This is a genomic window from Microbacterium nymphoidis (genome assembly GCF_021044885.1).
Taxonomy (GTDB): Bacteria; Actinomycetota; Actinomycetes; order Actinomycetales; family Microbacteriaceae; genus Microbacterium; species Microbacterium nymphoidis.
In genome coordinates this window covers 171,265-196,451 of sequence record NZ_JAJNOD010000004.1, presented here as the reverse complement: position 1 = coordinate 196,451, position 25,187 = coordinate 171,265, and the positions used below count along the sequence as shown (strand labels likewise).

The 25,187-nt window shown below is 69.2% G+C and carries 22 protein-coding genes and 1 tRNA gene; 10 read left to right on the top strand and 13 right to left on the bottom strand.

Translation table 11 applies throughout. The annotated features are described in order from the left end of the window. Positions 1–9 precede the first annotated feature (9 nt). From LQ566_RS13970 to LQ566_RS13960, 3 genes are read left to right on the top strand one after another with little or no spacing between them, the layout of a single operon-like run. Positions 10–807: an ABC transporter ATP-binding protein gene (locus LQ566_RS13970; protein ID WP_231092331.1), complete on the top strand. Its 798-nt coding sequence runs from the start codon at positions 10–12 to the stop codon at positions 805–807. Next, a complete protein-coding gene (locus tag LQ566_RS13965; protein ID WP_231092330.1) occupies positions 804–1,100 on the top strand; it encodes a hypothetical protein in 297 nt (98 codons plus the stop codon). Before LQ566_RS13970 ends, LQ566_RS13965 begins: the two co-directional genes overlap by 4 nt. Further along, entirely contained in the window at positions 1,097–2,581 is a 1,485-nt protein-coding gene (locus LQ566_RS13960; protein ID WP_231092329.1) for a hypothetical protein, read from the top strand. The genes LQ566_RS13965 and LQ566_RS13960 overlap by 4 nt, the downstream gene beginning before the upstream one ends. Before the next feature lie 673 nt (positions 2,582–3,254). Here the strand turns inward: LQ566_RS13960 and LQ566_RS13955 are convergent. The 4 genes from LQ566_RS13955 to LQ566_RS13940 all read right to left on the bottom strand — a co-directional run bounded on the left by LQ566_RS13955 (position 3,255) and on the right by LQ566_RS13940 (position 6,558). Beyond that, a complete protein-coding gene (locus LQ566_RS13955) occupies positions 3,255–4,259 on the bottom strand; it encodes a magnesium and cobalt transport protein CorA (RefSeq protein WP_231092328.1) in 1,005 nt (334 codons plus the stop codon). A gap of 74 nt (positions 4,260–4,333) precedes the next feature. Then, entirely contained in the window at positions 4,334–5,053 is a 720-nt protein-coding gene (locus LQ566_RS13950) for an ABC transporter ATP-binding protein (RefSeq protein ID WP_372459809.1), read from the bottom strand. 28 nt (positions 5,054–5,081) lie between these two features. After that, entirely contained in the window at positions 5,082–5,990 is a 909-nt protein-coding gene (locus tag LQ566_RS17700) for an ABC transporter permease (RefSeq protein WP_231092326.1), read from the bottom strand. After that, positions 5,908–6,558, bottom strand: coding sequence for a hypothetical protein (locus LQ566_RS13940; RefSeq protein WP_231092325.1), 651 nt, complete (start codon positions 6,556–6,558; stop codon positions 5,908–5,910). Before LQ566_RS13940 ends, LQ566_RS17700 begins: the two co-directional genes overlap by 83 nt. Before the next feature lie 179 nt (positions 6,559–6,737). Here LQ566_RS13940 and LQ566_RS13935 point away from each other — a divergent pair, with 179 nt between their 5' ends. From LQ566_RS13935 to aspS, 3 genes are all read left to right on the top strand, one after another. Then, positions 6,738–7,466 carry a response regulator transcription factor gene (locus tag LQ566_RS13935; protein WP_231092324.1) on the top strand — a complete coding sequence of 243 codons (729 nt, stop codon included), beginning with the start codon at positions 6,738–6,740 and terminating at the stop codon, positions 7,464–7,466. Next, complete coding sequence (locus LQ566_RS13930; RefSeq protein ID WP_231092323.1) at positions 7,463–9,010, top strand: sensor histidine kinase; 1,548 nt, start codon at positions 7,463–7,465, stop codon at positions 9,008–9,010. The genes LQ566_RS13935 and LQ566_RS13930 overlap by 4 nt, the downstream gene beginning before the upstream one ends. Positions 9,011–9,214: 204 nt before the next feature. Beyond that, a complete protein-coding gene (aspS, locus tag LQ566_RS13925; protein WP_231092322.1) occupies positions 9,215–11,005 on the top strand; it encodes an aspartate--tRNA ligase in 1,791 nt (596 codons plus the stop codon). A gap of 240 nt (positions 11,006–11,245) precedes the next feature. Here aspS and LQ566_RS13920 read toward each other — a convergent pair whose 3' ends face one another. From LQ566_RS13920 to LQ566_RS13895, 6 genes are all read right to left on the bottom strand, one after another. Beyond that, on the bottom strand, positions 11,246–12,775 hold the full coding sequence (locus tag LQ566_RS13920) for a ferredoxin--NADP reductase (RefSeq protein ID WP_231092321.1): 1,530 nt from the start codon (positions 12,773–12,775) through the stop codon (positions 11,246–11,248). A 17-nt stretch (positions 12,776–12,792) separates the two neighbouring features. Beyond that, complete coding sequence (locus tag LQ566_RS13915; RefSeq protein ID WP_231092320.1) at positions 12,793–13,656, bottom strand: FAD:protein FMN transferase; 864 nt, start codon at positions 13,654–13,656, stop codon at positions 12,793–12,795. Continuing rightward, the gene (locus tag LQ566_RS13910; RefSeq protein WP_231092319.1) at positions 13,653–14,156 is read right to left on the bottom strand and encodes an FMN-binding protein; all 504 of its coding nucleotides are present in this window, start codon (positions 14,154–14,156) and stop codon (positions 13,653–13,655) included. The genes LQ566_RS13915 and LQ566_RS13910 overlap by 4 nt, the downstream gene beginning before the upstream one ends. 84 nt (positions 14,157–14,240) lie before the next feature. Beyond that, on the bottom strand, positions 14,241–15,281 hold the full coding sequence (locus LQ566_RS13905; RefSeq protein WP_231092318.1) for a ribose-phosphate diphosphokinase: 1,041 nt from the start codon (positions 15,279–15,281) through the stop codon (positions 14,241–14,243). Then, positions 15,250–16,719, bottom strand: a complete 1,470-nt coding sequence (gene glmU / locus LQ566_RS13900; protein WP_231092317.1) for a bifunctional UDP-N-acetylglucosamine diphosphorylase/glucosamine-1-phosphate N-acetyltransferase GlmU — start codon at positions 16,717–16,719, stop codon at positions 15,250–15,252. The genes LQ566_RS13905 and glmU overlap by 32 nt, the downstream gene beginning before the upstream one ends. 1 nt (position 16,720) lies before the next feature. Beyond that, positions 16,721–16,792: transfer RNA gene (locus tag LQ566_RS13895), tRNA-Gln, on the bottom strand. A 78-nt stretch (positions 16,793–16,870) separates the two neighbouring features. Here LQ566_RS13895 and LQ566_RS13890 point away from each other — a divergent pair. Further along, complete coding sequence (locus LQ566_RS13890) at positions 16,871–17,371, top strand: MarR family winged helix-turn-helix transcriptional regulator (protein WP_231092316.1); 501 nt, start codon at positions 16,871–16,873, stop codon at positions 17,369–17,371. Here the strand turns inward: LQ566_RS13890 and LQ566_RS13885 are convergent. Further along, positions 17,301–17,981 (bottom strand): DedA family protein, encoded by a 681-nt coding sequence (locus tag LQ566_RS13885; protein WP_231092315.1) that lies wholly within the window; start codon positions 17,979–17,981, stop codon positions 17,301–17,303. The two genes, LQ566_RS13890 and LQ566_RS13885, sit on opposite strands and share 71 nt — an antisense overlap. Before the next feature lie 101 nt (positions 17,982–18,082). Here LQ566_RS13885 and LQ566_RS13880 point away from each other — a divergent pair, with 101 nt between their 5' ends. Beyond that, a complete protein-coding gene (locus tag LQ566_RS13880) occupies positions 18,083–19,024 on the top strand; it encodes a pseudouridine synthase (RefSeq protein WP_231092314.1) in 942 nt (313 codons plus the stop codon). 7 nt (positions 19,025–19,031) lie between these two features. Here LQ566_RS13880 and LQ566_RS13875 read toward each other — a convergent pair whose 3' ends face one another. Then, positions 19,032–20,804, bottom strand: a complete 1,773-nt coding sequence (locus tag LQ566_RS13875) for a Na+/H+ antiporter (protein ID WP_231092313.1) — start codon at positions 20,802–20,804, stop codon at positions 19,032–19,034. Between the two features lie 197 nt (positions 20,805–21,001). Between LQ566_RS13875 and LQ566_RS13870 the strand changes: the two genes are divergently transcribed. After that, complete coding sequence (locus tag LQ566_RS13870; protein ID WP_231092312.1) at positions 21,002–22,186, top strand: MFS transporter; 1,185 nt, start codon at positions 21,002–21,004, stop codon at positions 22,184–22,186. A gap of 57 nt (positions 22,187–22,243) precedes the next feature. Here LQ566_RS13870 and LQ566_RS13865 read toward each other — a convergent pair whose 3' ends face one another. Continuing rightward, a complete protein-coding gene (locus LQ566_RS13865; RefSeq protein WP_231092311.1) occupies positions 22,244–24,037 on the bottom strand; it encodes an ABC-F family ATP-binding cassette domain-containing protein in 1,794 nt (597 codons plus the stop codon). 360 nt (positions 24,038–24,397) lie between these two features. Here LQ566_RS13865 and deoD point away from each other — a divergent pair, with 360 nt between their 5' ends. After that, positions 24,398–25,105, top strand: coding sequence for a purine-nucleoside phosphorylase (deoD, locus tag LQ566_RS13860; RefSeq protein WP_231092310.1), 708 nt, complete (start codon positions 24,398–24,400; stop codon positions 25,103–25,105). Positions 25,106–25,187 lie beyond the last annotated feature (82 nt).

Genomic DNA, 25,187 nt, shown 5'->3' with positions numbered 1-25,187 from the left:
GATGACGTGGTGGCAGCGACCCCTCGGTCCCGTCCGATCCTCGACGTGCAGGGCATCGGCAAGAGCTATCGGAAGACGCCTGTGCTCGTCGATTTCTCCCTGGCGATCGCGCCCGGCGAGATCCACGGCCTGCTCGGCCCCAACGGGTCTGGCAAGACCACCTGCCTCCACGTCATCACCGGACTCATCGGCGCCGACTCCGGATCGGTGCTGATCGCCGGGCTCAGCGTCGCGGACAAGCGCAGCAGGCACAGTTTCGGTTTCGCCCCGGATGATCTTCCCCTCCCCGAGGCCCTCACCGGCCGGGAGCTGCTCGCTTTCCACGATGCCCTCCGGGGCCGCGATGACCGCCGACGAGCCGCGGAGTTCGCCGGGCTGCTCGGGCTGGACGATGCACTCGACCGGCCCGTGGCGGAGTACTCGCACGGTATGCAGCGCAAGATCCAGCTCATCGCCGCCACGATGCACGACCCCGACCTCCTCATCCTCGACGAGCCGTTCCGTGGTCTCGATCCCGAGGCCGCCGCCACCCTTCGCACCCTCATCTCCGCGTTCGCCGCCTCGGGGCGCGCGGTACTCATCGCGACCCACGACATGCTGCGCGCGGAACGGGACTGCGACCGCGTCACGATCCTCTCCACAGGACGCACCGTCGCCACCGGTTCTCCCCACCGGCTGATCAGCGCGCACCCGGGCGCTGCCACATTGGAGAACGTCTTCATGTCGGCCACGGGACGAGCCGAGACCGCCACCCATCGAGCCGCGGCGATGTCCGTCGCCTTCCGTCAGAAAGAGAGCAGCAGATGAGCGTCACCCTTCGCATCATCGCGCACGCCATCGCGGGCATCGTCATCGGCTTCAGCAGCGTGTTCATCGCGGCGGCCGCGTGCCTCGTGGCCGCCTTCGTCGGTCGCTCCCGGGTTGTGCTGCCCGGCATCGTCGACGCGTGGACCACCACCGAGAACGGCGCCGCGGCGATCAACATCGATCCGAGCTTCACGGGAATGCTCATCGCGGCGCTCGTGATCGCGGTGGTCTACACAGCACTGAGCAGCGCCGCGGTGATGCGCCAGCGGCGACGAGCCACGGAGACGCCATGAGCGCGACCTCTGCGGTGGCTCGTGCCACCCTGACGCTCTGGGTGCGGGATGTGGCGCGCGTGACCCACACCTCGACACGCCAGGTGTTCGCCGGGGTCATCGTCTCCGCCGTGCTGGCGACCGCGCTCGGAGCCATGCTCGCTCTCATCGCCGCCGGTCAGATCGTCAGCGATGTACCCGCGGAGCTTCGCACCTCGATGCTTCGCAGTTCGCTCGGTGGCGGCGTCATCACCGCCGCAGCGATCGCCGTGGCGGTCGGTGCGTCGGCCCCACCGCGCACCGCGCTGCAGAACCTGATGGACCTGCTGCCGGTGGGCCGCGCTCAGGCTCGGCTCGGTCAGATGCTGCCCTCGTTTGCCGTCAGCGTGGCATACACCGTGGCCCTGTCGACGAGTGGTGCGCTCGTGCTCGTGCGGCTGAACCCGCATCCGGCCGCGAGCGCCGCCTCTCTCACGCTGTACGCGCTGCTCCTCGTCACCGCGCTCGTGTTGTCCACCGGGATGATGACCCTCCTGCACAGCGCGGCCTGCGCGCTGCGGCTCCCCCACCAGTACGGGATCGCCATCGCGGGAGTTCTCACGCTCGGTGCCGCGATGGGTGCGACCGTCCCCGACATCTTCGCGACCCAGCCGGCGGATGGGTCGGCGTGGGGGCCTCTCGACCTGCTCCCCCACCGGGCCTTCGCGCGATTCGCAGACGCATTCGCCCCGATCGACGGTGCGCTGCCGGTGCTGTGGATCGCCGCCGCCGCCGCGCTGATGTGGGCGGCGTCACGCACGACGGTGGCCGCCTCGGCGTCCCGCCGGCCCTCCTTCCCGCGCGGGACCCGGCCCCCGATGGCGACGGCGTTCTGGGCGCATGCGTGGGCGGAATCTCTCATCGCCGTCCGCAGCCCGCAGTTCCTGACTGTGGCGGTGCTCGCCCCCGTCGCGATGGCGGGGCTCTGGGCAGTCGCCGCGCACCCCGTCGTCGCCATGCTCGCACCGTCGCTGTCCGGCGCGGTCGTGGTGCTTCCCTTCATGCTCGCGCTCTACGCGGTCGGGCGCACCGCGACGTTCTCGTGGATCGCGCGTGCCTCGGGCGCGAGCGTGAGAGCCCACCTGGGCGCACGAGCGCTCGCCTACATCGTGGTGCCCACGCTGCTCGCTGCGCCGCTCGCGCTGATCGCGGTCAGCACCGGTCTCCTTCCCCTCGCGAACCTCGGCACCACGGCGCTGCGCTGTCTTCTCGCCACCCTCGCGGCCCTGCTGGCCGGCGCCCTGGTGCCCTACAGCGAACAGCAGCCCCTCTCAGCCACGGCAGGTGGATTCGTCCTCGCGGTCATCTACCTGCTGGTCTCACTCGGCATCACCTGGGTATCGACCGACGTGCTGCCCGACACCGAGGCCGGTCTGACCATCGCCGCCATCGCGGTGTTCGCGGGCGGATACGCGATGATCGGTGACCGCCTGCACGGGGCTGACGGACCACGTGCAGCCTGACTTCCCGGTGACGCCCGGTGTACGCCGCGTCGATGGCCGTCTGGTCCACGTGGGGCTGGGTCTCGCGATCCCGGACGACCCCGATCATCACGCGCTGGCTGCCGACCTCGGCCTGATCTCGACCCGCACCCGCGTCACGCTCGGGCGGTGGTCCTTCCTGTCGCCGCCCTGGTGGGGTTCTGCCGCGCGTCCGCTTCCCGCGACCCGGGGACGAGCGGTGCTGGCATCGATCGTCCACAACGCGGCGGGCATGGCGCCACAGCTCGTGCTCGCCCTCGGCGCCGTGGCGCTCGGCGGCATGGTCGCATCCACGGGCCTCGTCGCCGTCGGCACCGTGACGCTGGTGTGCCTGGGTTCGCTCCTGGTGCACGAGGCGGGCCACGTGCTGATGTTCCGCCTGCTGCTGCCCCGCGATGTGCCGGGGATCCTCGTCGTGCGCGGTCTGTCCTGCCGTCTGGTGCGCCCCAGCGGTGGCGCTGTCCGCGATGCGGCGATCGTCGCCGCCGGGGCTGCGGTGCCGATGCTGGTCGCCACCCTGCTGCTGCCCGCCATCGCGGTGGCGCCGCTGCTGGTGGCCTTCTGCGCGATGATCGCGCTCGCCCACGCCGCGGCACTGCTCATCCCCGCGGGTGACGGGGCCGCCCTGCGCGCAGCGCTGCGAGAGCGCCGGCGATCACAGCCAGTCGTGTCGTTTGAACACCCAATACAGCCCACCGCCCACGGCCACCATGAGGAGGAGGGCGGCGGGATATCCCCACGGCCAGGACAGCTCCGGCATGGCGTGGAAGTTCATGCCGTAGATGCCGGCGATGAGTGACGGTGCGAAGCCGATGGCCGCCCAGGACGAGATCTTCTTCACCTGATCGTTCTGCCTGATCGAGAACTCGGTCATCTTCGCCATCTCGGCGTTGCTCTGCTCCCCGACCAGGGTGGCGTGCACCGACAGCGCGTTGTCCAGCGTCTGGCGGAACCCCACCACCCGGCCGTGAGCGTGCTCGGCATGATCCGAGGCGGAACGATAGGCGGAGCGCAGGAACGCCGCCGCCGCGGGAAGGGCGTCGCCGAGGTCGTCCAGCATGTCGGGGACGGGAGATGCCGCGTGCTGCAGCCGGACGAGCTCACGCTGCAGGGCGAAGATGCGCCTCGACACGTCCGTGGTATCGGTGGCGAACAGCTGCTCCTCGATCTCGTCGATGTCCTGTTCGACGCCCTCCAAGACGGAGGCACTGTCCGCGAGCACGGTCTCGCAGATCCCCCAGGTGATGCCGTACGGCCCGGCCCCGGCCGCAACGGGATGTGCGCTGAGGAAGTCCCGCGCCGCATCGACGTCGACCCAGGCGGCGCCGCGGATGGTCACGACGCTCGCGGGGCCGACCACGATGGCCAGACTCGACAGCTCCACCTCCTCCGGCTCGTCCAGGTACCGCGCCGGCAGCAGCACGAGCACGGTGGCCGACTTCGTGTGCTCCACCTTTGCGCGTTTGTGGGACTGGCGCAGCATCGCGGGGATCACCTCGTGCCACCCCAGAGCGGCAGCGACCTCCTCCAGCGCCTCATCGTCTTCCAGGAGCAGATCGGCCCAGACCACGCCGTTGCCTGCGGTCGCTGCCGCAAGCGCATCGGCGTAGTCCTCTGCGGTTTGGGCCACGCCATCGATGTAGGTCCGCACGTCGAGCATGGCCACACCCTACGCGCCCCGGGCCCGCAGCGACGACGGATGGGGGCGCGTCGCCGGGCCCCCATCCGTCAGCCTCAGCGCGTGATGTCGCGCACCACCCCGTTCTCCAGGCGCAGGCGCCGGGTGGCCCGCCGCGCGACGGCCGAGTCGTGAGTCACGACCACCAGGGTCAGCCCCTCGCCGTGCAGTCGCTGCAGGACGTCGAGGATCTCGTCACGCATGCTCTCGTCGAGGTTCCCGGTGGGCTCGTCCGCGAGCAGGACCCGGGGCCGTTTGACGATGGCGCGTGCGATGGCCACGCGCTGCTGCTGACCGCCGGAGAGCTCGCTCGGACGGTGGTCGGCCCGCTCCGAGAGCCCGACGTGCTCTAGCGCTTCCTGCACTCGTCGCGCTCGGTCCGCGGCGGGCAGGTGCAGCGGTTCGAGCGCCATGTCGACGTTCTCCGACGCACTGAGGGTGGGGATCAGATTGAAGGCCTGGAAGACGAATCCGATCTCCTGCGCACGCACCTCGGTGAGGCGACGGTTGCTGGCGCGGGCGATCTCGGATTCTCCGATGCGCACCTCACCGGTGCTCGGCCGATCCAGGGCCCCGAGGATCTGCAGGAAGGTGGACTTACCGCCACCGGTGGGCCCCTGGATGGTGACGAACTCGCCGACGCCGATCTCCAGGCTGGTGCTGCGCAAAGCGGTGATTTCCCGCCCCTTCTGGCGGTATGTCCGGGTGACGTCGGTGAGGCGGAACATCGCACGGGGAAGATCGAGCGTGTCGTCCGGGGTCGTGATCTGCGTCATGGTCATGATGTGCTCCTGGAAGTGTGGGTCAGTTGACGGCGCGAAGCGCCTCGGACGGGCTGAGACGGGCCGCTCGCCAGCCGCCGAAGATGCCGGCGACCAGTCCGCCGAGAACGGCGACGCCGACGGCCGCGAGGATCACCCAGAGAGTGATCGGTGCGGACAGGGTGATCTCCGATGCCGTTTGCGCGCTTCCCGGGAACCCGCCTCCGGGGAAACCGCCCGGGCCGCTCATACCGGCGGTGGGCGCGGTGGAGATGGTCGGTGCGATCACGTTGATGGTGATGATCGCCGCGAGCCCCAGCACGATGCCGATGACGCCGCCGAGCAGTCCCTGGATGAGGGACTCCCCCGCCACCTGGGAGACGACGCGCGCATCTGACCAGCCGATCGCCTTCAGGGTTCCGAACTCGCGGGTGCGCCGCGTGACACCGCTCACCGTCAGCAGCACCGCCAGCAGGAGCGCGACGGCCAGCACGAGGATCGACAGCCACAGGCCGAGGTTGGTGATGAGGGAGGTGGCGCTGGAGAGCGAGCCGCTCACCGTCTCTGCGAGATCCGACTGGGAGTTGACGGTCGCGTCCGGAAGAGCGGCCGCGAGCGCGCTCTGCACGGCGCCGATCTCGCTTGCGGAGGCGGCCTGCACATAGACGGTGGAGACGACCGCGCCCGCCTCGGAGAGGGTCTGCGCGGTGGTCAGTGGCAGGAACACATCCGCGGCGGTTTCAGCCGCAGAGGAGCCCGATGCCACGATCCCGACGACCTCAACGTCTGTGCCTCCGACTTCGATGGTGCCGCCGACGCTGATCTCGTTCGCGGTCGCGTAAGTGGCATCGACGACGGCGACGGCCGCGTCATCGTCCGCGGAGGTGAGGAGGCGCCCGTCGGTGAGGGTCACCGAGGACAGCGGGCCCACGGTGGTCGCTGCCGGGTCCACTCCCAGCACGCTGAAGCTGTCGACCCCGAAGCTGCTGCCGCCGGCGCCGTCCGGGCCGCCCTGCGGCGGCGTTGCCCCCGGAGCTCCGCGGCCGGTCTCCGTCCCCCCCATCGGTGGTGCCGGGGTTCTGCTGCATCTGGGAGAAGTCGGGCAGCTCACCGCTGAAGGTGGTGTTGGTGAGGCTGAGCGTGCCGGTGGCGGCGGCGACCCCGTCGGTCGCGGCGACCGTCGCCACCGTGGTGGCGTCCAGCGTGCCCCGCATCATGTCCGTCATCAGCCGCGACGAGCTGAGGGAGGTCGTCCCGTCCGCGGTCTCGCCCGCGCCGGATCCGAAGTCGAACCGCTGTCCGCGCTGGCCATCGCCGGGCTGGGTGGCGCTGCCGGTCACCGTCAGATCGGTCCCCACGCCATACACGCTCGACAGCGCCTGTGCCTGCGCTTGGCTCACCCCGCCCGAGAGCGCGTTGACCACCATCACCAGCGCGATCGCGACGGCGAGTCCGATCGCGACGATGATGCTCTGCTTCTTGCGCCCGCTCAGCTCGCGGCGCAGGTATGTGAAGTACATCGTTCTCCGTCTCTGCTTCTGCGCCTGCGGTGTTCCCGGCGCCCTTCGACGCTAGGGATCGCTCTCATGCGTTCCGCCAGTGCTGGTTATGCGAGGCCTATGGATCCCGCCCGCTCACTCACAGCGAGGACATAGGCTCCTCCACAGGAACTGCATAGGTAGGCGCGCACAATACCCACATGGCACACACGACTTCCGCACTCACCCGGCCCGACGGCTCCCCGGTCCGCGTCGCCGTCGTCGACGACGAGCAGATGCTTACCGACCTGCTCTCCATGGCTCTGCGCATGGAGGGCTGGGACGTCAAGACGGCCGCATCCGGCCTCGAAGCGCTCGCTCTCGCCCGCGACTTCGCCCCCGACGCCATGGTGCTCGACATCATGATGCCGGACCTGGACGGCATGGGGGTGCTGCAGCGATTGCGGCAGTCCGGCAACGAGGTGCCCGTGCTGTTCCTCACCGCGAAGGACGCAGTGGGCGACCGTGTCGCCGGTCTCACGGCGGGCGGCGACGACTACGTCACCAAGCCCTTCAGCCTGGAGGAAGTGGTCGCGCGCCTGCGCGCGCTGATGCGCCGCGCCGGTACCGCACTGTCCGCGGAGGCCGAGCCGATTCTGCGGGTGGCGGATCTCTCTCTCAACGAGGACAGCCATGAAGTCATGCGCGGTGACGAGGAGATCGAGCTGACCGCAACCGAGTTCGAACTGCTCCGCTTCCTGATGCGTAACCAGCGACGCGTGGTCTCCAAGGCGCAGATCCTCGACCGGGTGTGGAACTACGATTTCGGCGGCCGGTCGAGTGTGGTGGAGCTGTACATCTCGTACCTGCGCAAGAAGATCGACGCCGGCAGGGAGCCGCTCATCCATACCGTGCGCGGCGTGGGATACATGGTCAAGGCACCGCAGTGAGCACGACCGACGCGGCTGAGCCGCGCGTAGCGGCGTCGCGTCGTCACTGGACTCTGCAGACGAGGCTGATGGTGACGGTGCTGAGCATCGTCTCGGTGCTGCTGATCCTCGTCGCCATCGTGGTCAGCGTCGTGCTGCGCGCGACGCTGGATCAGCAACTCAGCGACCGGGTGAAGAGCACGTCGGATCGCACCTCCGGCCAGATCGCCAGCGCAATCTTCCAGGGCTACACGGATCCCGCGCAGATTCTCGCCGCCGTGCACTCCCAGCCCGGCACCCTCCTGATCCTCCCCGATCCCGACGGCTCCTCCTACAACGGCGCCGTGGTCTCTGAGACCAGCATCACCTCCCTGGATTCCGAGGCCGTCACCGGCGGCATCCGCGACGCCCTCACCCGGCTCATCACTTCTGATCGTCCGCAGCCGCGCGGAACCGTGGACGTGCACATCGATGGCGGCGGGAGCTATCGTGTCACGGCCATCGTCATCCCGAACACGCAGGTCATCGGCCTGATCGGCCTCTCCCTCTCCAGCGTGGACGAACAGGTCACCATCCTGCTGTGGGCCGTCGCGATCGTCACCATCGGCGGGCTCATCATCCTCGCCCTCGCGACGGTGCTGGTGATCCGCTCGGGGCTGCGGCCGCTGCGCGAGGTGGTTGCCACGGCCGAGCAGGTGGCCCACCTCAAACTCGACGAGGGCCGCGTCGCCATCACCGATCGTGTAGCCCAGGAATCGGTCGACGACCACACCGAAGTGGGACGCGTGGGTGCCGCACTGAACACCATGCTCGATCACGTCGACGCCTCCCTGCAGGCCCGCGCCCGCAACGAGGAGCTGATGCGGCGCTTCGTCGCCGACGCCAGCCACGAACTGCGCACCCCTCTCGCCTCCATTCGCGGGTACTCGGAGCTGTCGCTGCGGTCGTCCGAGAACCCCGAGACCACCACCGCAGCGCTGGAGCGGATACAAGCGCAGTCGGTGCGCATGACCACCCTCGTCGAGGACCTGCTGCTGCTGGCGAGGCTCGACGAAGGCCAGGAGCTGGTGGTGGGTGAGGTGGATCTCACGCCCCTCGTCATCGACGCGGTCTCCGATGCGCGCGCCGCCGGCCGAGATCACAGCTGGAGCGTGGACGTCGAGGGCGAGTCGGTGATGGTGAGCGGCGACGCCGGCCGCATCGCGCAGGTCGTCACCAATCTCCTCGCCAACGCGCGCACGCACACCCCCGAAGGGACCGCGGTGGAACTGGGCCTGCATCGGGACGGGCACGAGGCCGTCATCACGGTGCACGACAACGGCCCCGGGATCGATCCGGCGGTGCGTGACGAGCTGTTCGAGCGGTTCTCCCGCGCCGACCGCTCCCGCGCGCGCAAGACCGGCGGCACTGGTCTCGGCCTCTCCATCGCGCGTGCGATCGCCGAGGCTCATCACGGCTCGCTCTCGGTGACCAGCGAGCCGGGCGACACCACCTTCACGCTGCGTCTGCCGCTGGTGCCGGTGACCGGCACCAGCGTGCCGCCCCCGGCGTCGCTCGCCGGCTGACCCACCCTCGCCGGTGCCCCCGGGTACCTCGCGCCCGGGGACTTCCGTCCGCGGGCGAGAATCATCGCATCGCGGCCAGTCTCGCCCATAGCGGGAAGTGTCACGGTGTGGCGGAGAGGTCGAGGCCGAGGCGGAGGGCGGGCGCACGAGGGCCGGTAGGATCGAGGGGGCGCGGGGACACCGCGCCGCAGAGAAAGGACAATCGTGCTGCGCACGCATGACGCGGGAACCCTCCGCGCTGAGCACATCGGACAGACCGTCACCCTCGCGGGTTGGGTTGCCCGTCGCCGCGATCACGGCGGAGTCGCCTTCCTGGATCTGCGCGATCGCTCGGGCATCGCCCAGATCGTGGTCCACGACGAGTCGGTGTTCTCGCCGCTGCGCAACGAGTTCGTCATCTCCGTCACCGGCACGGTGTCTCGTCGCCCCGAGGGCAACGAGAACCCCGACCTGCCCACGGGCGAGATCGAGATCAGCGCCGACGAGCTCACGGTGCTCAACACCTCGGCTCCGCTGCCGTTCCAGCTGGACGACCACGCCGAGATCGGCGAGGAGACCCGTCTGAAGCACCGCTACATCGACCTGCGCCGCGCGAAGCCGGCCGCCAACCTGCGGCTACGCTCGGAGGCGAACCGCGTCGCCCGTGACTTCCTGTACGAGAACGGCTTCCTCGAGGTCGAGACGCCCACGATGACCCGCTCGACGCCCGAGGGCGCGCGCGATTTCATCGTGCCGGCACGTCTTGCCCCGGGCAAGTGGTACGCGCTTCCCCAGTCCCCTCAGCTGTTCAAGCAGCTGCTGCAGGTGGGCGGCGTGGAGAAGTACTTCCAGCTGGCTCGCTGCTACCGCGACGAGGACTTCCGTGCCGACCGTCAGCCGGAGTTCACCCAGCTCGACATCGAGGCCTCCTTCGTGGAGCAGGACGACATCATCGCGCTGGGTGAGGAGATCGTGAAGCGCCTATGGGCGCTCATCGGTGTCTCCGTCGACACCCCGATCGAGCGGATCACGTACCACGAGGCGATGCGCCTCTACGGTTCGGACAAGCCCGACCTGCGCTTCGGCCTGCCGCTGGTGGAGCTGAAGGAGTTCTTCAAGGACACCGAGTTCCGTGTCTTCCAGTCGCCCTATGTCGGCGCCGTCGTGATGCCCGGTGGTGCGTCACAGGCGCGTCGTCAGCTGGATGGCTGGCAGGAGTGGGCCAAGCAGCGCGGCGGCAAGGGCCTCGCCTACGTGCTGGTCCAGGAGGATGGAACGCTCACTGGTCCGGTCGCGAAGAACCTCACCGAGTGGGAGTCGGCCAACATCGTCGAGGCGGTCGGGGCGAACCCCGGCGACTGCATCTTCTTCGGCGCCGGCGAGGCGAAGCCGACCCGCGCGCTCCTCGGCGCCGCCCGCGTCGAGATCGGTCACCGCACCGGCCTCATCAAGGACGGCGACTGGGCGTTCGTGTGGGTCGTGGACGCTCCGATGTTCGAGCCCGCCGCTGACGCCGTCGCCTCCGGTGACGTCGCCGTCGGCGCCGGATCCTGGACGGCGGTGCACCACGCGTTCACCTCCCCCAAGCCGGAGTTCTACGACACGTTCGACACCGACCCGGGCACGGCCCTCGCCTATGCGTACGACATCGTGTGCAACGGCAACGAGATCGGCGGCGGTTCCATCCGTATCCACGACCGCGAGCTGCAGGAGCGCGTCTTCGCGCTCATGGGCGTCACCGAGGAGCAGGCCACCGAGCAGTTCGGATTCCTGCTGGAGGGCTTCAAGTACGGCGCTCCCCCGCACGGCGGCATCGCGTTCGGCTGGGACCGCGTGGTCTCGCTGCTTGCCGGCGAGGACTCGATCCGTGAGGTCATCGCGTTCCCGAAGACCGGTGGCGGCTACGACCCGCTGACCGCGGCTCCGGCCCCGATCACCGAACTGCAGCGCAAGGAAGCCGGCGTCGACGCCAAGCCCGACGAGGCGAAGACGGACAAGGCTGCAGCCGAAGCCTGATTCCACGACGAAGGCCGGGTCCGGTGGGGCCCGGCCTTCGTCGTGTCCCGGCGCACACCGCGCGCGCTCGGCCCGCGCAGCGCCGGCCATGCACGAAGCCCCGCACCATGCACGACGCCGGGATAGGACAATCACGCCACACCAGGTCGCTCACCCGCGCACCACCCTCGGCCGACGATAGACGCCGACTTTCCTGACGCAGCGCGGTGGCGCCAGCAAGACGCCGGAGTTCCGGCCGGCTCAGTAGCCGGCGAAGGCGTCGGTGCGGACGGAGCGGGCGTCCGACAGCGCCGGGGCGAGCTCGGCGATCAGCCGCGGCGGCCCGGAGATCATCGCGTGACGCGCACTCAGATCGCCCACCACGGACGGCAGCGAGGCCGCGGTGAGCCGCTCGGTGACTGCCTCCCACCCAGCCGGAACAGTCTCCGGCGAGGCGTCGCGGGCGACCACGATGACGCGAGCCCCGGTGGTGGCGAGTTCGTCCGCATACGCGAGCTCCGTGACGGAGGAGACGACATAGAGCAGCACCGCGTCGCGCGCGGGCTCGCTGCGCAGCTGCGACACGAACGGGGTGACGCCGATCCCGGCCGCCACCAGCAGGACGGGCGCATCATCCGCAGGCAGCGTGAAGTCACCGTGCACACCGGTGGTCGAGACACGCGCGCCCTCGCGGAGAGCGCCCAGCGCCGTCTTGAACGAGGACTGGCGGCCATCCGGAACGCGGTAGGCGATGCGGATGTCCTCCCCCGGACGAGACACGATGCTGAACTCCCGGCGGGTACCGCGCGCGTCAGAACGGCGGTGCGGAACCTCCAGCTCCACGTACTGTCCCGGGGCGAAGGAGACCGGAGCGGTGGCGTGCAGCACCAGCTCCTCGATGGAGGGGGTGACGCGTCGTCGTGCCGCGAGAGTGAGACGAGCGCCGCGACGGACGCGGAACGCCAGAGCGAAGGCCAGCAGGTTGCCCACCAGGATGGCCACCTCGGGGAACATCACGAACGGGCCCAGGGCGAACGGCCAGCCCGCGAGCGCCCCCGCGACCACCGCCACGATGATCTGATCGCGGCGACGCGGCGGGAGGGTCAGTGGTTCTGTGATCATGAACAGTCCCGCGAAGAGGACCGGCGAGGACGCCACGGCGGTCCAGATGATCTGGCCGGGCGTCTGGGAGAGGCCGAACTGCGCGGCGGTGATGAGCCCTCGCGTCGCCCCCACGACGATCGCCACGGCCATGAAGAGCAGGGCGATCCGCAGCTTCTCCGCCCGCCACACGACGACCAGGCCGAGCACCAGCACGGCGATGGCGAGCTGCGGGGTCCCGATCCACCACATCGAGGAGCCGAGGCCGCTGACCGTGACGACGGCGGCGCCGAACGCGGCCGGGTTCAGCAGATGCCGGCCCCACGGGGCGAGGACGAACTTCGACGCACTCGCCGCACCACCCGCGAGGGCCAGCACCGCGAGCCCGGCCGGATCGGTGGTGGGAAACAGCACGAACAGCAGAATGAGCGCGGTGATGGCCCCGGACTCCAGTCGCAGCGGCCGACGGATGATGGCGTGGCCGATGACATCCACGACGCCGACGGATACCAGCAGGACCAGCGCGGAGAGCGCGAGCGATGCCGGCGTCGCCACGATACGCCCGGTGAAGGAGACCGCAAAGGCGATGCCGGCGAGCAGCATCAGAGCGAACAGGACGAGCCGGTACATGCCGACGGCACCCAGCACCGCGAGGATCCGGGTGCGGACGGAGGCGAGGAGGGCTCTCATGGGGGCTCCTGAGGGGTTCAGCGGAAGAGTTCGATGTTCGCGTCGGTCAGCTGGTGTTCGGCGCGCCCGTCGGAGAGCACGCGAATCCACTGTGCACCCCACGCATGGGCGAGTTCGAGGCCACCGTCGAAAAACAGTGCCGTGGCGAGCGCATCGGCGTGCATCGCGTCGGGCAGGAACGCCCACGTGGCCACGACGACGTCCACCGGGAGTCCCGTGCGGCCGTCCAGCACGTGGTGGAGCCCGTCACCCCACACCCGGCGATTGGTGGCTGACGCGCAGACCGCCCCGCTGCTGAGGGTGGCGACGCCGATCGCGCGCGTCGGATCGTACGGATGCTCCAGCGCGATGCGCACGGTCTCCTCCGCGGCGTCGAGTCGGATGTCACCCGACGCGTCGACGATCACGGTGCCGGGCGTCCGGGAGCGGATGAGAGCGAACACGCGATCGGCGAGGCGCCCTTTACCGAGCGCACCGACATCGATCACGGCAGGCGCGGAAAGCACCAGCGCGCCCCCATCCCAGTGCAGCGCGTCTCGCCACGACGGCGCGGGCATCGCCCGGCCGGGGGTTCCGGGGCGCACCCCATAGCCGAGTGCCTCAAGCGAACCTCCGATCAGCGGATTCACCGCGTCGTCGGTCGCCTCCGCGAGTTCGCGATAGACCTCGAACATCGGAGCAGCGTCAACGGGCGCCGCTGCGCGGCCGCCCCCGGCCAGAGCGGTGACGAGGGAATCGGACCGGAAACGCGACCACTCCCGGTCAAAGGCGTCGATCAGGGACAGGACGTCCGCCCGCAGTGGTTCCGGAAGGTCCCGCTCGGTGCGGATGGTCCACGCCGTGCCGATCGCGTCGAATCGCCACGACGCGTCCGCGCTCATGCCGCGGCTTCCGCCTCGATGGCGTCCACCGCCTGCATGAATCCGCCGCTGGTCAGCGAGGATCCCGAGACGACGGTGACGTTGAGCTCGTCGATCTTCTTGCCCACGACCTCGTCGGAGATCCCGCCGATGAACAGCGACTGGTACTGAGCGCTCTCGGCACCATCCGTGGTCCCGGTCACATCGACGGATTCGACGGTGCCGTCGGCGGTGATTGTCATGCTGACGTGCACCTTCTCGATGTTCCCGTGCGGGTTGGAATAGCTGCCGTCGCCCTCGTAGGTGCCGGCGACGTAACCGCCGGTGGTGCCGCCGGCGGAGGCGGTGGCGGGTGCGGAGCCGCTGGTGGTCGTACCGGTGCCGGAGACCGCGCCGGTGGTCGCGGTATCGGCTTCGGCCGCGCCGGCCGAGCAGCCGGCGAGCAGCGCGATCCCGGCGACCGACGCCAGCGTGGCGGCGGTGCGGACGGGCCGGTTCAGGTGGAGCGGGGTACGGGCCATGGGGTCCTCCTCAGGTCTTCTCCCTCAGATTAGGGATCGGACCACTCCGCTCCCCCTGAACGACCTATGCGTCTGCTGTGACCGTCAGGCCGCGCCGTCGAACATGCTGGTGACGGAACCGTCCTCGAAGACCTCCTGAATGGCCCGTGCGAGCAGCGGGGCGATCGGCAGAATGGTCAGGCCGGGGAAGACCTTGTCGGCGGGCAGCGGCACGGTGTCGGTGACCACGACCTCATCGATGGCCTCGCTCTGCAGGCGCTGCACGGCCGGGTCGGAGAAGATGGCGTGCGTCGCCGCGACGATGACGCGCTCCGCTCCGTTGGCCTTGAGCGCCTCGGCCGCCTTCTGGATGGTGCCGCCGGTGTCGATCATGTCGTCGACCAGGAGACAGACGCGACCGTCCACGGACCCGACGATCTCATGCACCGAGACTTGGTTGGCGACCTTCGGGTCGCGGCGCTTGTGGATGATCGCCAGCGGGGCGTTGAGGCTGTCAGACCAGGTGTCGGCTACGCGCACACGACCCATGTCGGGCGAGACGATGGTCAGCTTGTCGCGGTCGGACGCAGACAGGGTGCGCTCGAAGTAGTCCAGCAGCACGGGCTTGGCGAACAGGTGGTCGACGGGACCGTCGAAGAAGCCCTGGATCTGCGCGGCGTGCAGGTCCACCGACATGACGCGATCGGCGCCAGCGGTGGCCATGAGGTCGGAGACGAGCCGCGCGCTGATCGGCTCGCGGCCGCGACCCTTCTTGTCCTGACGCGAGTAGGGATAGTAGGGGGCGACCACGGTGATGCGCTTGGCCGATGCGCGCTTGAGCGCATCGAGCATGATCAGCAGCTCCATGATCTGCTTGTTGACCGCGCCCTCGAAGGACTGCACCACGAAGACGTCGCAGCCGCGCACAGAGACCTCGAAGCGGGTGTAGAGCTCACCCGATGCGAAGGTACGGTGCTCGGTCGGGGCAAGCTCGGTGCCCAGTTGCGTGGCGACCTGAGCGGCGAGCTCGGGGTGCGAGCTTCCGGAAACGACAACGAGACGCTTCTTGGTCTTTACCTCGAGACCGGGCGCGATGTCGTTTTCGCGATCGAGATCAACGGTCTTCTTCTTGCCCTTGCCTGCCATCTGCAGCCTTCTGTGCGTTTCGGGCGTCCTCGGCTGCCGCCGCGGCACGGGTGCCCTGCCTGTTCTTCTCGACCCAGCCCTCGACGTTGCGCTGCGGCGCCACGCTCAGGGCCAGCGCGCCCGCGGGGACATCCTTGCGGATGACCGCTCCTGCTCCGGTCTTCGCGCCTGCTCCAATCGTAACGGGCGCGACGAACACGTTGTGCGAGCCGGTGTGCACTTCATCCCCGATCACCGTGCGGTGCTTGGTGATGTCGTCGTAGTTGGCGGTGATCGCGCCGGCTCCGAGGTTGACCCCGGTGCCGATGGTCGTGTCGCCCACGTAGGACAGATGCGGCACCTTGGATCCGGCGCCGATCTGCGAGTTCTTGATCTCCACGAAGGTGCCGATCTTGCCCTCTTGCGCGAGCGTGGCCCCCGGACGGAGGTAGGACCACGGGCCGACGGTGGCGCGGTCGCCGATGACGGCGAGGGTCGCGTCGGTGCGCTTGACCACGGCGTCCTCGCCCACTTCGCAGTCGACGAGCGTGGTGTCGGGACCGATCGTGGCGCCCTCCGCGATGGAGGTGGCGCCCAGCAGATAGGTGTTCGGGAGGATCGTGACGTCCTGGGCCAGCGAGACCTGGTCATCGATCCAGGTGGTGGCGGGATCCATCACGGTCACGCCGTCGCGCTGCCAGCGGCGCACGATTCGCGCGTTGAGGATGCGCGCGACGTCGCTCAGCTGAGCGCGGTCGTTCACGCCGAAGGTCACGCGCGGATCAGCCGCGACCTCCGCCGAGACGCGCTCGTTCTCCGCGCGCAGGATGCCGATGACGCTGGTGAGGTACTTCTCGTTCTGGGCGTTGTCGGTGCCGATCCCGGGGAGAGTCCGTCGCAGCGCCGCGGCGGTGAAGACATAGACGCCCGCGTTGGTCTCGGTGACCGCCGCTTCCTCCGGGGAGGCGTCCTTCTGCTCGACGATGCGGGAGACGGAGCCGTCGGCATCGCGGATGACTCGCCCGTAGCCGGTGGGATCGTCGATGATCGCCGTCAGCAGCGTGGCCGCCGCACGGGTGGCGCGGTGCGCCGCGACGAGCTCCCGCATGGTGTCCGCCTCCAGCAGCGGGACGTCGCCGGAGAGCACGAGCACGTCGCCGTCGAAGTCGTCGGGCAGCGCGTTGACGGCCACCTCGACCGCGCGTCCGGTACCGGGGACATCGTCCTGATCGACCACGGCCACGCTCGGGAAGAGGTCCGCCAGGTGAGCGACGATGCGCTCGCGCTCGTGGCGCACGACCACCTCGACATGGTCGGCAGCCAGCTTCTCGGCGTTGACCACGACGTGCGCCAGCAGCGATCGTCCGCCGATCTCGTGGAGCACCTTGGGTGTCCGCGAGCGCATACGGGTCCCCTGCCCTGCCGCGAGGATGATGATGGCGAGATTGTTCTCCGACATGCTCCGCCGCCAGGACTCGAACCTAGACCTCACAGCTCCAAAGGCTGTCGTGCTGCCATTACACCACGGCGGATCCGCGACGATTTGTCGCGCGTACAGTCTGCCATGCGTGGGGACCGGAGACCGTGCGCGCCTGGCCCATAATGGACGGATGACCGGCAGCACGGACGAGGTGGACCGCATCGTCGATGCCTGGCTCGGCCAGCGCCCCGATCTCGACTTCTCCCCGCTGTCCGTGCTCTCGCGCGTCGACCGGCTCTCCAAGCACCTGGACCGCGCGCGGCGCGAGGCGTTCCGGCGCAGTGACCTGGAGCCGTGGGAGTGGGATGTGCTGTCGGCCCTGCGCCGCGCCGGCGAGCCGTTCCAGCTCAGCCCGAAGCAGCTCCTGCAGCAGACGCTGGTCTCGTCGGGGACCATGACCAACCGCATCGACCGCCTTGTGGGCCGTCGCCTGGTGCGTCGCGAGGCGGACCCGGGCGATGGTCGCAGCGTCCTCGTGACGCTCACCGACGATGGTCGCATCCGCGTCGACGCCGCTATCACGCGGCTTGTCGACGCGGAGGCTCACATCCTCTCGGTGCTCACACGCGCTGACCGTGAGCGACTGGCGACGCTGCTGCGGAAGCTGAATCTGGAGTTCGACTCGGAGTGACGCCCACGCGCGCGGCACGACGTTCGCGCAGGCGCGCCACGGCATCCACGCCCAGCCCGAGCACCAGCGACAGTACGATGCCGACGCCGGCTGCGAGCAGCGGGGAGTGACCGAACCACGTGGCCGCCAGCACGGAGAGCAGCAGGCACATCGCCGACCACAGCACCGCCCCCACGATGCTGATGGGCAGGAAGCGCCGGTAGGACAGGCGCGTGGCGCCGGCGGTCATGTTCACGGCGACGCGCCCGATCGGGATGTAGCGGGCTGTGAGGATGAGCAGCGCGGGACGCGCGACCATTCGCGCGCCGGCCCAGTCGAGCGCCGTCTGCACGCGCGGCCGGCGCATCCACGCCCACCGGTCGGTGCCGCACGCTCGCCCGATCGCGTAGGCGATCGAGTCCCCGGCGGCGGCCCCGATCGCGGCCGCGACGAGGACCGCGGTGAGGAAGAGCGGATCACCGCCCGACGCCAGACCGAGGGTGACGGCTGCGATCACGGCCGTCTCGCTGGGCACCGGAGGGAAGAACCCGTCGAGCAGGCAGAACACGAGGACCACGAGCGGCACCCAGGGAGCGGTGCCGACGGCGGTGAGGATCTCGGCGAAGTTCATGATTCCACGCTAGGAATCCGCGCCGTGCCGCGCGTCCGACCAGGGTAGGCGCCGACCCCCTACTGGAGGATGATTCCCCCGCAGGGTGGGAGGATGGGACGATGCCCATGCCCTCTCCCCTGCCCGTCAGAGACGGCGTCGGAGCGACGCGACTGCACGTGCCGCTGACCGGCCCGTGGCCGACGATTGCCGACCATATGGTGGAGCGGTTCGGGCATCTGGATCCCGAGGGGCTGTATGCGCGCTTCGAGCGGGGCGAGATCGTCGCTGCAGACGGCTCCGCCGTGGCCCGAAGCGCTCCGCTCGGATCACATGAGTTCGTCTGGTACTACCGGGAGCCGCCCGTCGAGAAGGAGATCCCCTTCCCGATCGAGATCCTGCACGTCGATGACGATCTCGTGGTCGTGGACAAGCCGCACTTCCTGCCGACCACCCCGGGCGGCAAGTATCTCCAGAACTCCGCTCTGGTGCGACTGCGAAATGCACTGCACAACCCTGACCTCACCCCCATCCACCGGCTGGATCGGGCGACGGCCGGTCTGCTCATGTTCTCCGCACGCCCGGCAACGCGCGGCGCCTACCAGCTGCTGTTCGAGAACCGCGTCGTGCGCAAGACATACGAGGCGGTATCTCGTCTCACCGGCTCCGCCCCCGAGCTGCCGCTCACCTACCGCAATCGCATCGACAAGCTGCGTGGCAACGTGTGCGTCCAGGTGGACCCGGATGCGGAGCCGAACTCCGAGACGCTGATCGAGCTGATCGGGACGGGTGAGAGCGGCGGCACCGATGCGGGCACCCCGGTGATCCACACTCTCCTGCACCCGCACACCGGGCGCATGCACCAGCTGCGGGTGCATCTGGCAGCGCTCGGGCTGGGCATCATGAACGACGGGTTCTACCCCGTCCTGCTTCCCGAGGTCCCCGACGACTTCAGCCGCCCCCTGCAGCTGCTGGCGCGGGAACTCCGTTTCACGGACCCGCTGAGCGGCGCGGATCGCGTCTTTCGCACCCGTCGCACCCTGCAGGAGGCTCCGCAGGGCTGAGCACGCCTCAGTCGATCTCCTCGACCCCTCGCAGCTTCACCTCCACCAGGTCGAGCTGCGCCTGGATGCGCCACGCCACGAGGTCGTCGATAGTGCCCTCGCGCCGCAACCGCAGCAGAACCTCACGCCGGCGATCCATCAGGGCCAGCCGTAGTCGCGTGCTCTCCTCGCGCAGCGCGATGGGCGACAGCGCGATGGTGTCGATGTCGGAGCTGACCGCGAGCATCTGCAGCCCGGCGCCGGCTTCTCGCTCGCCGTCGGCCATGCGTCCGGGCGGCACCTGGTCGTTGCTCGCGGCGACGTCGATCATCGTCTCCAGCTCGGCGTCTTCGCTGAGCTCCTCGGCGATGTCTGCCGCGTACACGAGACCTCGCTGGCGAGCCAGCGCGCGAGCATTGGCGTACTCCAGCTGCTCGTACCCCTCGCTGCGAATGCGATCACGCACGGCGTCACTGACGCCGTGCTCGACGGCGAGATCGTCGATGGCGGCCAGCGCCGCCCCGGAGATGGCCCGTTCCGCGATCTCGTACTCCTCGTCCGCTGCAGTGTCGGCGGGAAGCTTCGCCCAGCGGGCGATCGCCGGCAGCATCGGGCCCTGCACCAGCAGGCTGAACACGATCACCCCCGCCGTGATGAAGATGATCTCGTCCCGGGCGGCGACCGGCTGACCCGACGCCGTGACCAGCGGCACGGACAGCGCGATCGCCAGGGAAACCGCGCCACGGAAGCCGGCGAACGTGGAGACGATCCACATCCGCATGGGTATCGTGCGATCGCCACCGCTGGTTGCCGCGCGCAGTGCGCCGCGCGGGAGAGCGAACGGTGCGGAGAAGAGCTGGAACAGCAGGCGCACCACGATCAGCACGACCCAGACGACCACCGTGATGAGCACGAGACGGCCCACCTGCCCCCAGGAGCTCTCGAACAGCACGTGCATGACCTCGGTGCCGATCAGCACGAACAGCGCGCCGTTGAGGATGTAGGTGAGCACGGGGTAGACGGACTCCGCCTGGCGCCGGGATGCTGCCGTGGTGATGCGCGGCGAGACCCAGGCCACGATCAGCCCCGCGATCACCACGGCGAGCACCCCGGAGGCGCCGATGAGCTCGGCGACCAGGAAGGCGACGAAGGGCACCAGCAGCAGGGTGAGGTTGATCTCGAGAGTTCCGGTGAGACGGCGAAGCAGCAGATAGGCGAGCGCTGCGACGACGATCCCGGCGAGAGCGCCACCGAGATACGAATCGACGACGGTCCAGGTGACGGACAGCGGGGAGACCTGATCGCCCACGGCCAGCGACACCGCGATGGCGTACAGCACCAGAGCCGTTCCGTCGTTCGTCAGCGACTCGGCCTTCAGCTTCATGAACATCCGCTGCGGCAGCATACGTCCGAGTGCCGCCACAGCGGTGGCGTCGGGCGGGGCCACCGCGGCGCCGAGGATCAGGGCGGCCTCCCAGGGCAGCCCGAGCAGCACGGCGATCCCGGCAACGGCGAACGCCGAGGCGACCACCAGCAGGGTGGACATCGGTGCGATGTATCGCAGCGAGCGGCGGATCGCCCGCAGGGACGTGGTCATCGACTCCCAGAACAGCATCACCGGGAGGAACAACAGCAGCACCACTTCCGGCGGCAGCTGGATCTCGCGCGCCTGCGGCACGAACCCGATCACCACGCCCAGCACCAGCAGCACGAGGGGTGTGGCTACACGCAGGCGCGGCGCGAGCACGGTTCCGACCAGCACCGCCATCCCCAGCAGAACGGTGACTTCGAGCCCTTCCATACGGCTTCCTCTCCCCCGGCGGTCCGCGCGATGCGGACGGCGCGCAGCTCAGTCTGCGCCACGTCAGCCCCGGACGGAACGACATTCTCCCCAGGGCGACGCAAAGATTCAGCGTCCGAGTGGCCCCCGCGTATTCCCGGAACCGATACATTCGGATCGAATCGATTCAGCTTCCACCCCCGAGGACATCCACTCCCATGGACGCCGCCCTTCGCCGCCGCCGCATGTCGTTGTTCGTGCTCTTCTTCGTCCCCGGGATGATGTTCGCCTCCTGGGTGACCAGAACGCCCGACGTGCGCGACCTGCTGGAAGCCTCCACCGCCACGATGGGACTCGTCCTGTTCGGGCTGTCCGTCGGCTCGATGCTCGGGATCCTCTCGTCGGGCGCCCTCACCGCGCGCTTCGGCACCCGACCCGTCATCACGGTCGGCATATCGCTCCAGTTGCTCGCCACGCCCACGATCGGGGCCGGCGCCGCCATCGGCAGCGCGTGGCTCACCGCCATCGGTCTCGGTCTCATGGGATTGGGCATGGGCGGTGCGGAGGTGGCGATGAACGTCGAGGGCGCCGAGGTGGAACAGCTCGCGGGCGTTCCCGTGCTCCCCGCGCTGCACGGCTCGTTCAGCCTCGGCACCGTCGCCGGCGCGGTCATCGGTCTGGGCGCTGTAGCGCTGCACCTTCCCGTGCTCTGGCACCTGCTGATGGTGACCGTGATCGCCGTTCTCGCCGTGCTGCGGGCGCTGCCCGGCGTGCCGCGCTCGCAGGCATCGGGCCCGGTAGAGAAATCCCACCACGCTCCGGTGTGGCGCGATCGACGGCTGCTGATCATCGGGGTGATCGTCCTGGCGCTGGCGCTCGCCGAAGGCTCGGCCAACGACTGGCTGCCGCTGCTGATGGTCGACGGCCATGGATTCGATCCGGCGTGGAGCTCGGGACTGTTCGCCGTGTTCGCGGCGATGATGACCATCGGCCGCTTCTCCGGCGGTCCGCTCATCACCCGCTTCGGCCGCGCAGCAGTGCTCGGCGGCAGCGCGGCCCTCGGCGCGGTGGGACTGGCTCTCGTGATCTTCGCTGACAATCCGGTCGTCGCCGCCTGTGCCATCCCGCTGTGGGGGCTGGGAGCCGCGCTCGGCTTCCCCGTTGCGATCTCGGCGGCCGGGGACTCCGGCCCGAACTCCGCGGCGCGCGTCTCCCTGGTCGCGACGATCGGCTACGTCGCTTTCCTCGCAGGTCCGCCCGCGCTCGGCTTCCTCGGTGAGCACTTCGGTCTACGTCTCGCGATGATCCTCGTGCTCGTGCTGGTCGCACTCGCGGTCACGCTCACCCCGGCGCTGCGCGGCATCGGCGCCGCCGAGACGGAGGACGCCGCGCGCCAGCCGTGAGAGATCGAAAACGCAGCTCCGAGCCTCCTCGGAGCGGCGTTTTCGATCTCTGAGCGCTCAGCCGAGGGACTCGGCGAGCTCCAGCCAGCGCATCTCCAGCTCGTCGGCCTCGCCTTCCCACCCGGAGATCTCCGTCATGCGATTGCCGAGCGCGACGTAGTCGGACTGATCCATGTCGGCGAGCTTCGCGCGAGCGCTCGCCGCTGTCTGACGCAGCTTCTGGATGCGCCGTTCCAGCGACGCCATCTCCTTCTCGGCCTCACGCGCCTCCTTGCCGGTGAGCCCGGCGGGAGCGGCGGCATCGGGAGTCGCTGTGACGGATGCGGATGCGGTGCCCTGTGCCGCACGGCGCTTCAGGTACTCGTCCACGCCGCCCGGCAGGTGCCGCAGGTGCTGATCGAGGATCGCGTACTGCTGATCCGTCACCCGCTCCAGGAAGTAGCGGTCGTGGGAGACCACGATGAGCGTGCCGGGCCACGAGTCCAGCAGGTCCTCGAGTGCCGCGAGCATGTCGGTGTCGAGGTCGTTCGTCGGCTCGTCGAGGATGAGCACATTCGGCTGGTTGAGCAGGATCAGCAGCAGCTGGAGGCGGCGCTTCTGACCACCGGAAAGGTCCTTCACCGGGGTCGAGAGCTGGGCGCTCTGGAATCCCATGCGCTCCAGCAGCTGACCGGGAGAGAGCTCCTGGGCCTTCGACCCTGCGCCGAACGTGTAGGTGGTCTGCAACCGCCCGACGACTACGCGGACCGGCTCGTTGAGGTGCTCTTCGAGTTCGTCGAGGCGCTGTGTGAGTGTGGCCACCTGGACGGTCTTGCCGCGCTTGACCGTGCCGGACGTCGGCTCGATGGTGCCGGCGATGAGGCCGAGCAGCGTCGACTTGCCTGCTCCGTTCACGCCGAGGATGCCGGTGCGCTCACCGGGGGCGAGGCGCCACTCCACGTCTCGCAGCACGGTCTTGTCTCCGTAGGAGACGCCGGCGTCGAGGAGATCGACCACGTCTTTGCCGAGTCGCGAGACGGCCAGCGCCGACAGCTCCGTCTTGTTGCGGATCTCCGGCACATCGGCGATGAGTGCATTCGCTGCATCGATGCGGAACTGCGGCTTGCTGGTGCGGGCTGGGGCGCCGCGTCGCAGCCAGGCGAGTTCCTTTCGAGCGAGGTTCTGCCGCTTCGCCTCGATCGAGGCAGCCTGGCGGTCACGCTCGACCCGTTGCAGAATGTAGGCCGCATACCCGCCCTCGAAGGGCTCGACGATCCGGTCGTGCACCTCCCAGGTGTTGTTCGCGACCTCATCGAGGAACCAGCGATCGTGGGTCACGACGAGAAGCCCGCCCTGGTTCGCGGGCCAGCGCCGCTTCAGGTGCTCGGCCAGCCACGCGATCGCCTCGACGTCGAGGTGGTTGGTGGGCTCGTCGAGGAAGATCACGTCGTGATCGCCCGCGAGGAGGTGGGCCAGCGCCACACGACGACGTTGTCCGCCGGAGAGGTCGCCGACACGGGCATCCCACGGCAGGTCGCCCAGGAGGCCCGCGATCACATCGCGGATCTTGGCGTCCCCCGCCCAGACGTGTTCGGGGGTGTCCCCCACCACGGCGTGCGCGATCGTCTCGTCGTCCTCCAGCACGTCCTCCTGGCTGAGCACGCCGATCCGCGTTCCGCCGCGTACCGTGACGCGGCCGCCATCGGGCTCGACCAGGCCCGCGAGCATGCGCAGCAGACTCGATTTTCCGTCGCCGTTGCGACCGACGATCCCGATCCGGTCGCCCTCGTTCACGCCCAGCGAGACGGAGTCGAAGACGACCTTGGTCGGATATTCCAGGTGCAGGGCCTCGGCCCCGAGAAGATGTGCCATCCCCTCCAGGGTACGGGGTGCGCCCCGGCGAGATGGCTGGGCGGCGTAGCCCGGATCCTCCCCCGCTCCACCGCTGTCCACGCGAGGGCGAGGTTCGTCAGCCCTGAGCCGTTCCTTCATCCACCGCTCGGTGCCGTTGCCAGATCATGCCGACAGGACCGACGGGGACCGCGTCGCGGCTGATGACTCTGGTCGTAGCTGGTCGCCGCCTCTCCATCGAGAGTGCGTAGCGAATGGAGGATGTGATGAGAGAGCGTGCCGCCGAGCAAGAACCCGCCAGGGTGCACTGACCCTGCGAGGGCGCCAGAACAGCACCCGGACTAGGCTGGGAGGGCCGCTCGGCCCGACGGAAGGAATCCCATGCCCACCGCTCACATCAGCGCTCAGCCCGGTGACTTCGCTCCCTCGGTCCTCATGCCCGGTGACCCGCGTCGCGCGCGCCGCATCGCTGAGACCTTCTTCGACTCCCCGCGCCTGGTCACCGAGGTCCGCGGCATCGAAGGATGGACAGGAACCTGGAACGGTCATGACATCTCGGTGATGGCTTCCGGCATGGGAATGCCGTCGATGAGCATCTACGCGACCGAGCTCATCCGCTTCTACGGGGTGAAGCGGATCGTCCGCGTCGGCACGGCCGGCGGCATGGCCGATGAGGTGCAGCTTGGTGAGGTCGTCATCGCGAACGCCGCGCACACCGACTCGTCCATGGCCGACTTCCGCATCCCCGGTGTTCGCTTCAGCGCGGTTCCCAGCTACGACCTGCTCGAGCGAGCCGTCGCAACCGCTCGGTCGAAGGGACTCGCCCACCGGGTGGGCCCGCTTTTCAGCTCGGACACCTTCTACTCCGACCGTCCGGAGCAGACGAAGGGGCTTATCGAGCACCACACGCTCGCCGTCGAGATGGAGGCCGCTGCGCTGTACGGCATCGCGATGCGCGAGGGGGTTGAAGCCCTCGCCGTCTGCAACATCAGCGATCACATCATCCGTGGCGAGGAGATGAACTCCGACGAGCGCGAGACGCGTTTCGGCCCCATGGTGGAGGTCGCGCTGGGCGCACTGTTCGGCTAAGCGGCCCGGTGCACCCGCGAGGTCACGCGCAGATCACGAGGTCGTCACAGGTTCATCACGGGTGGCTGAGCAGGCCCTGTCG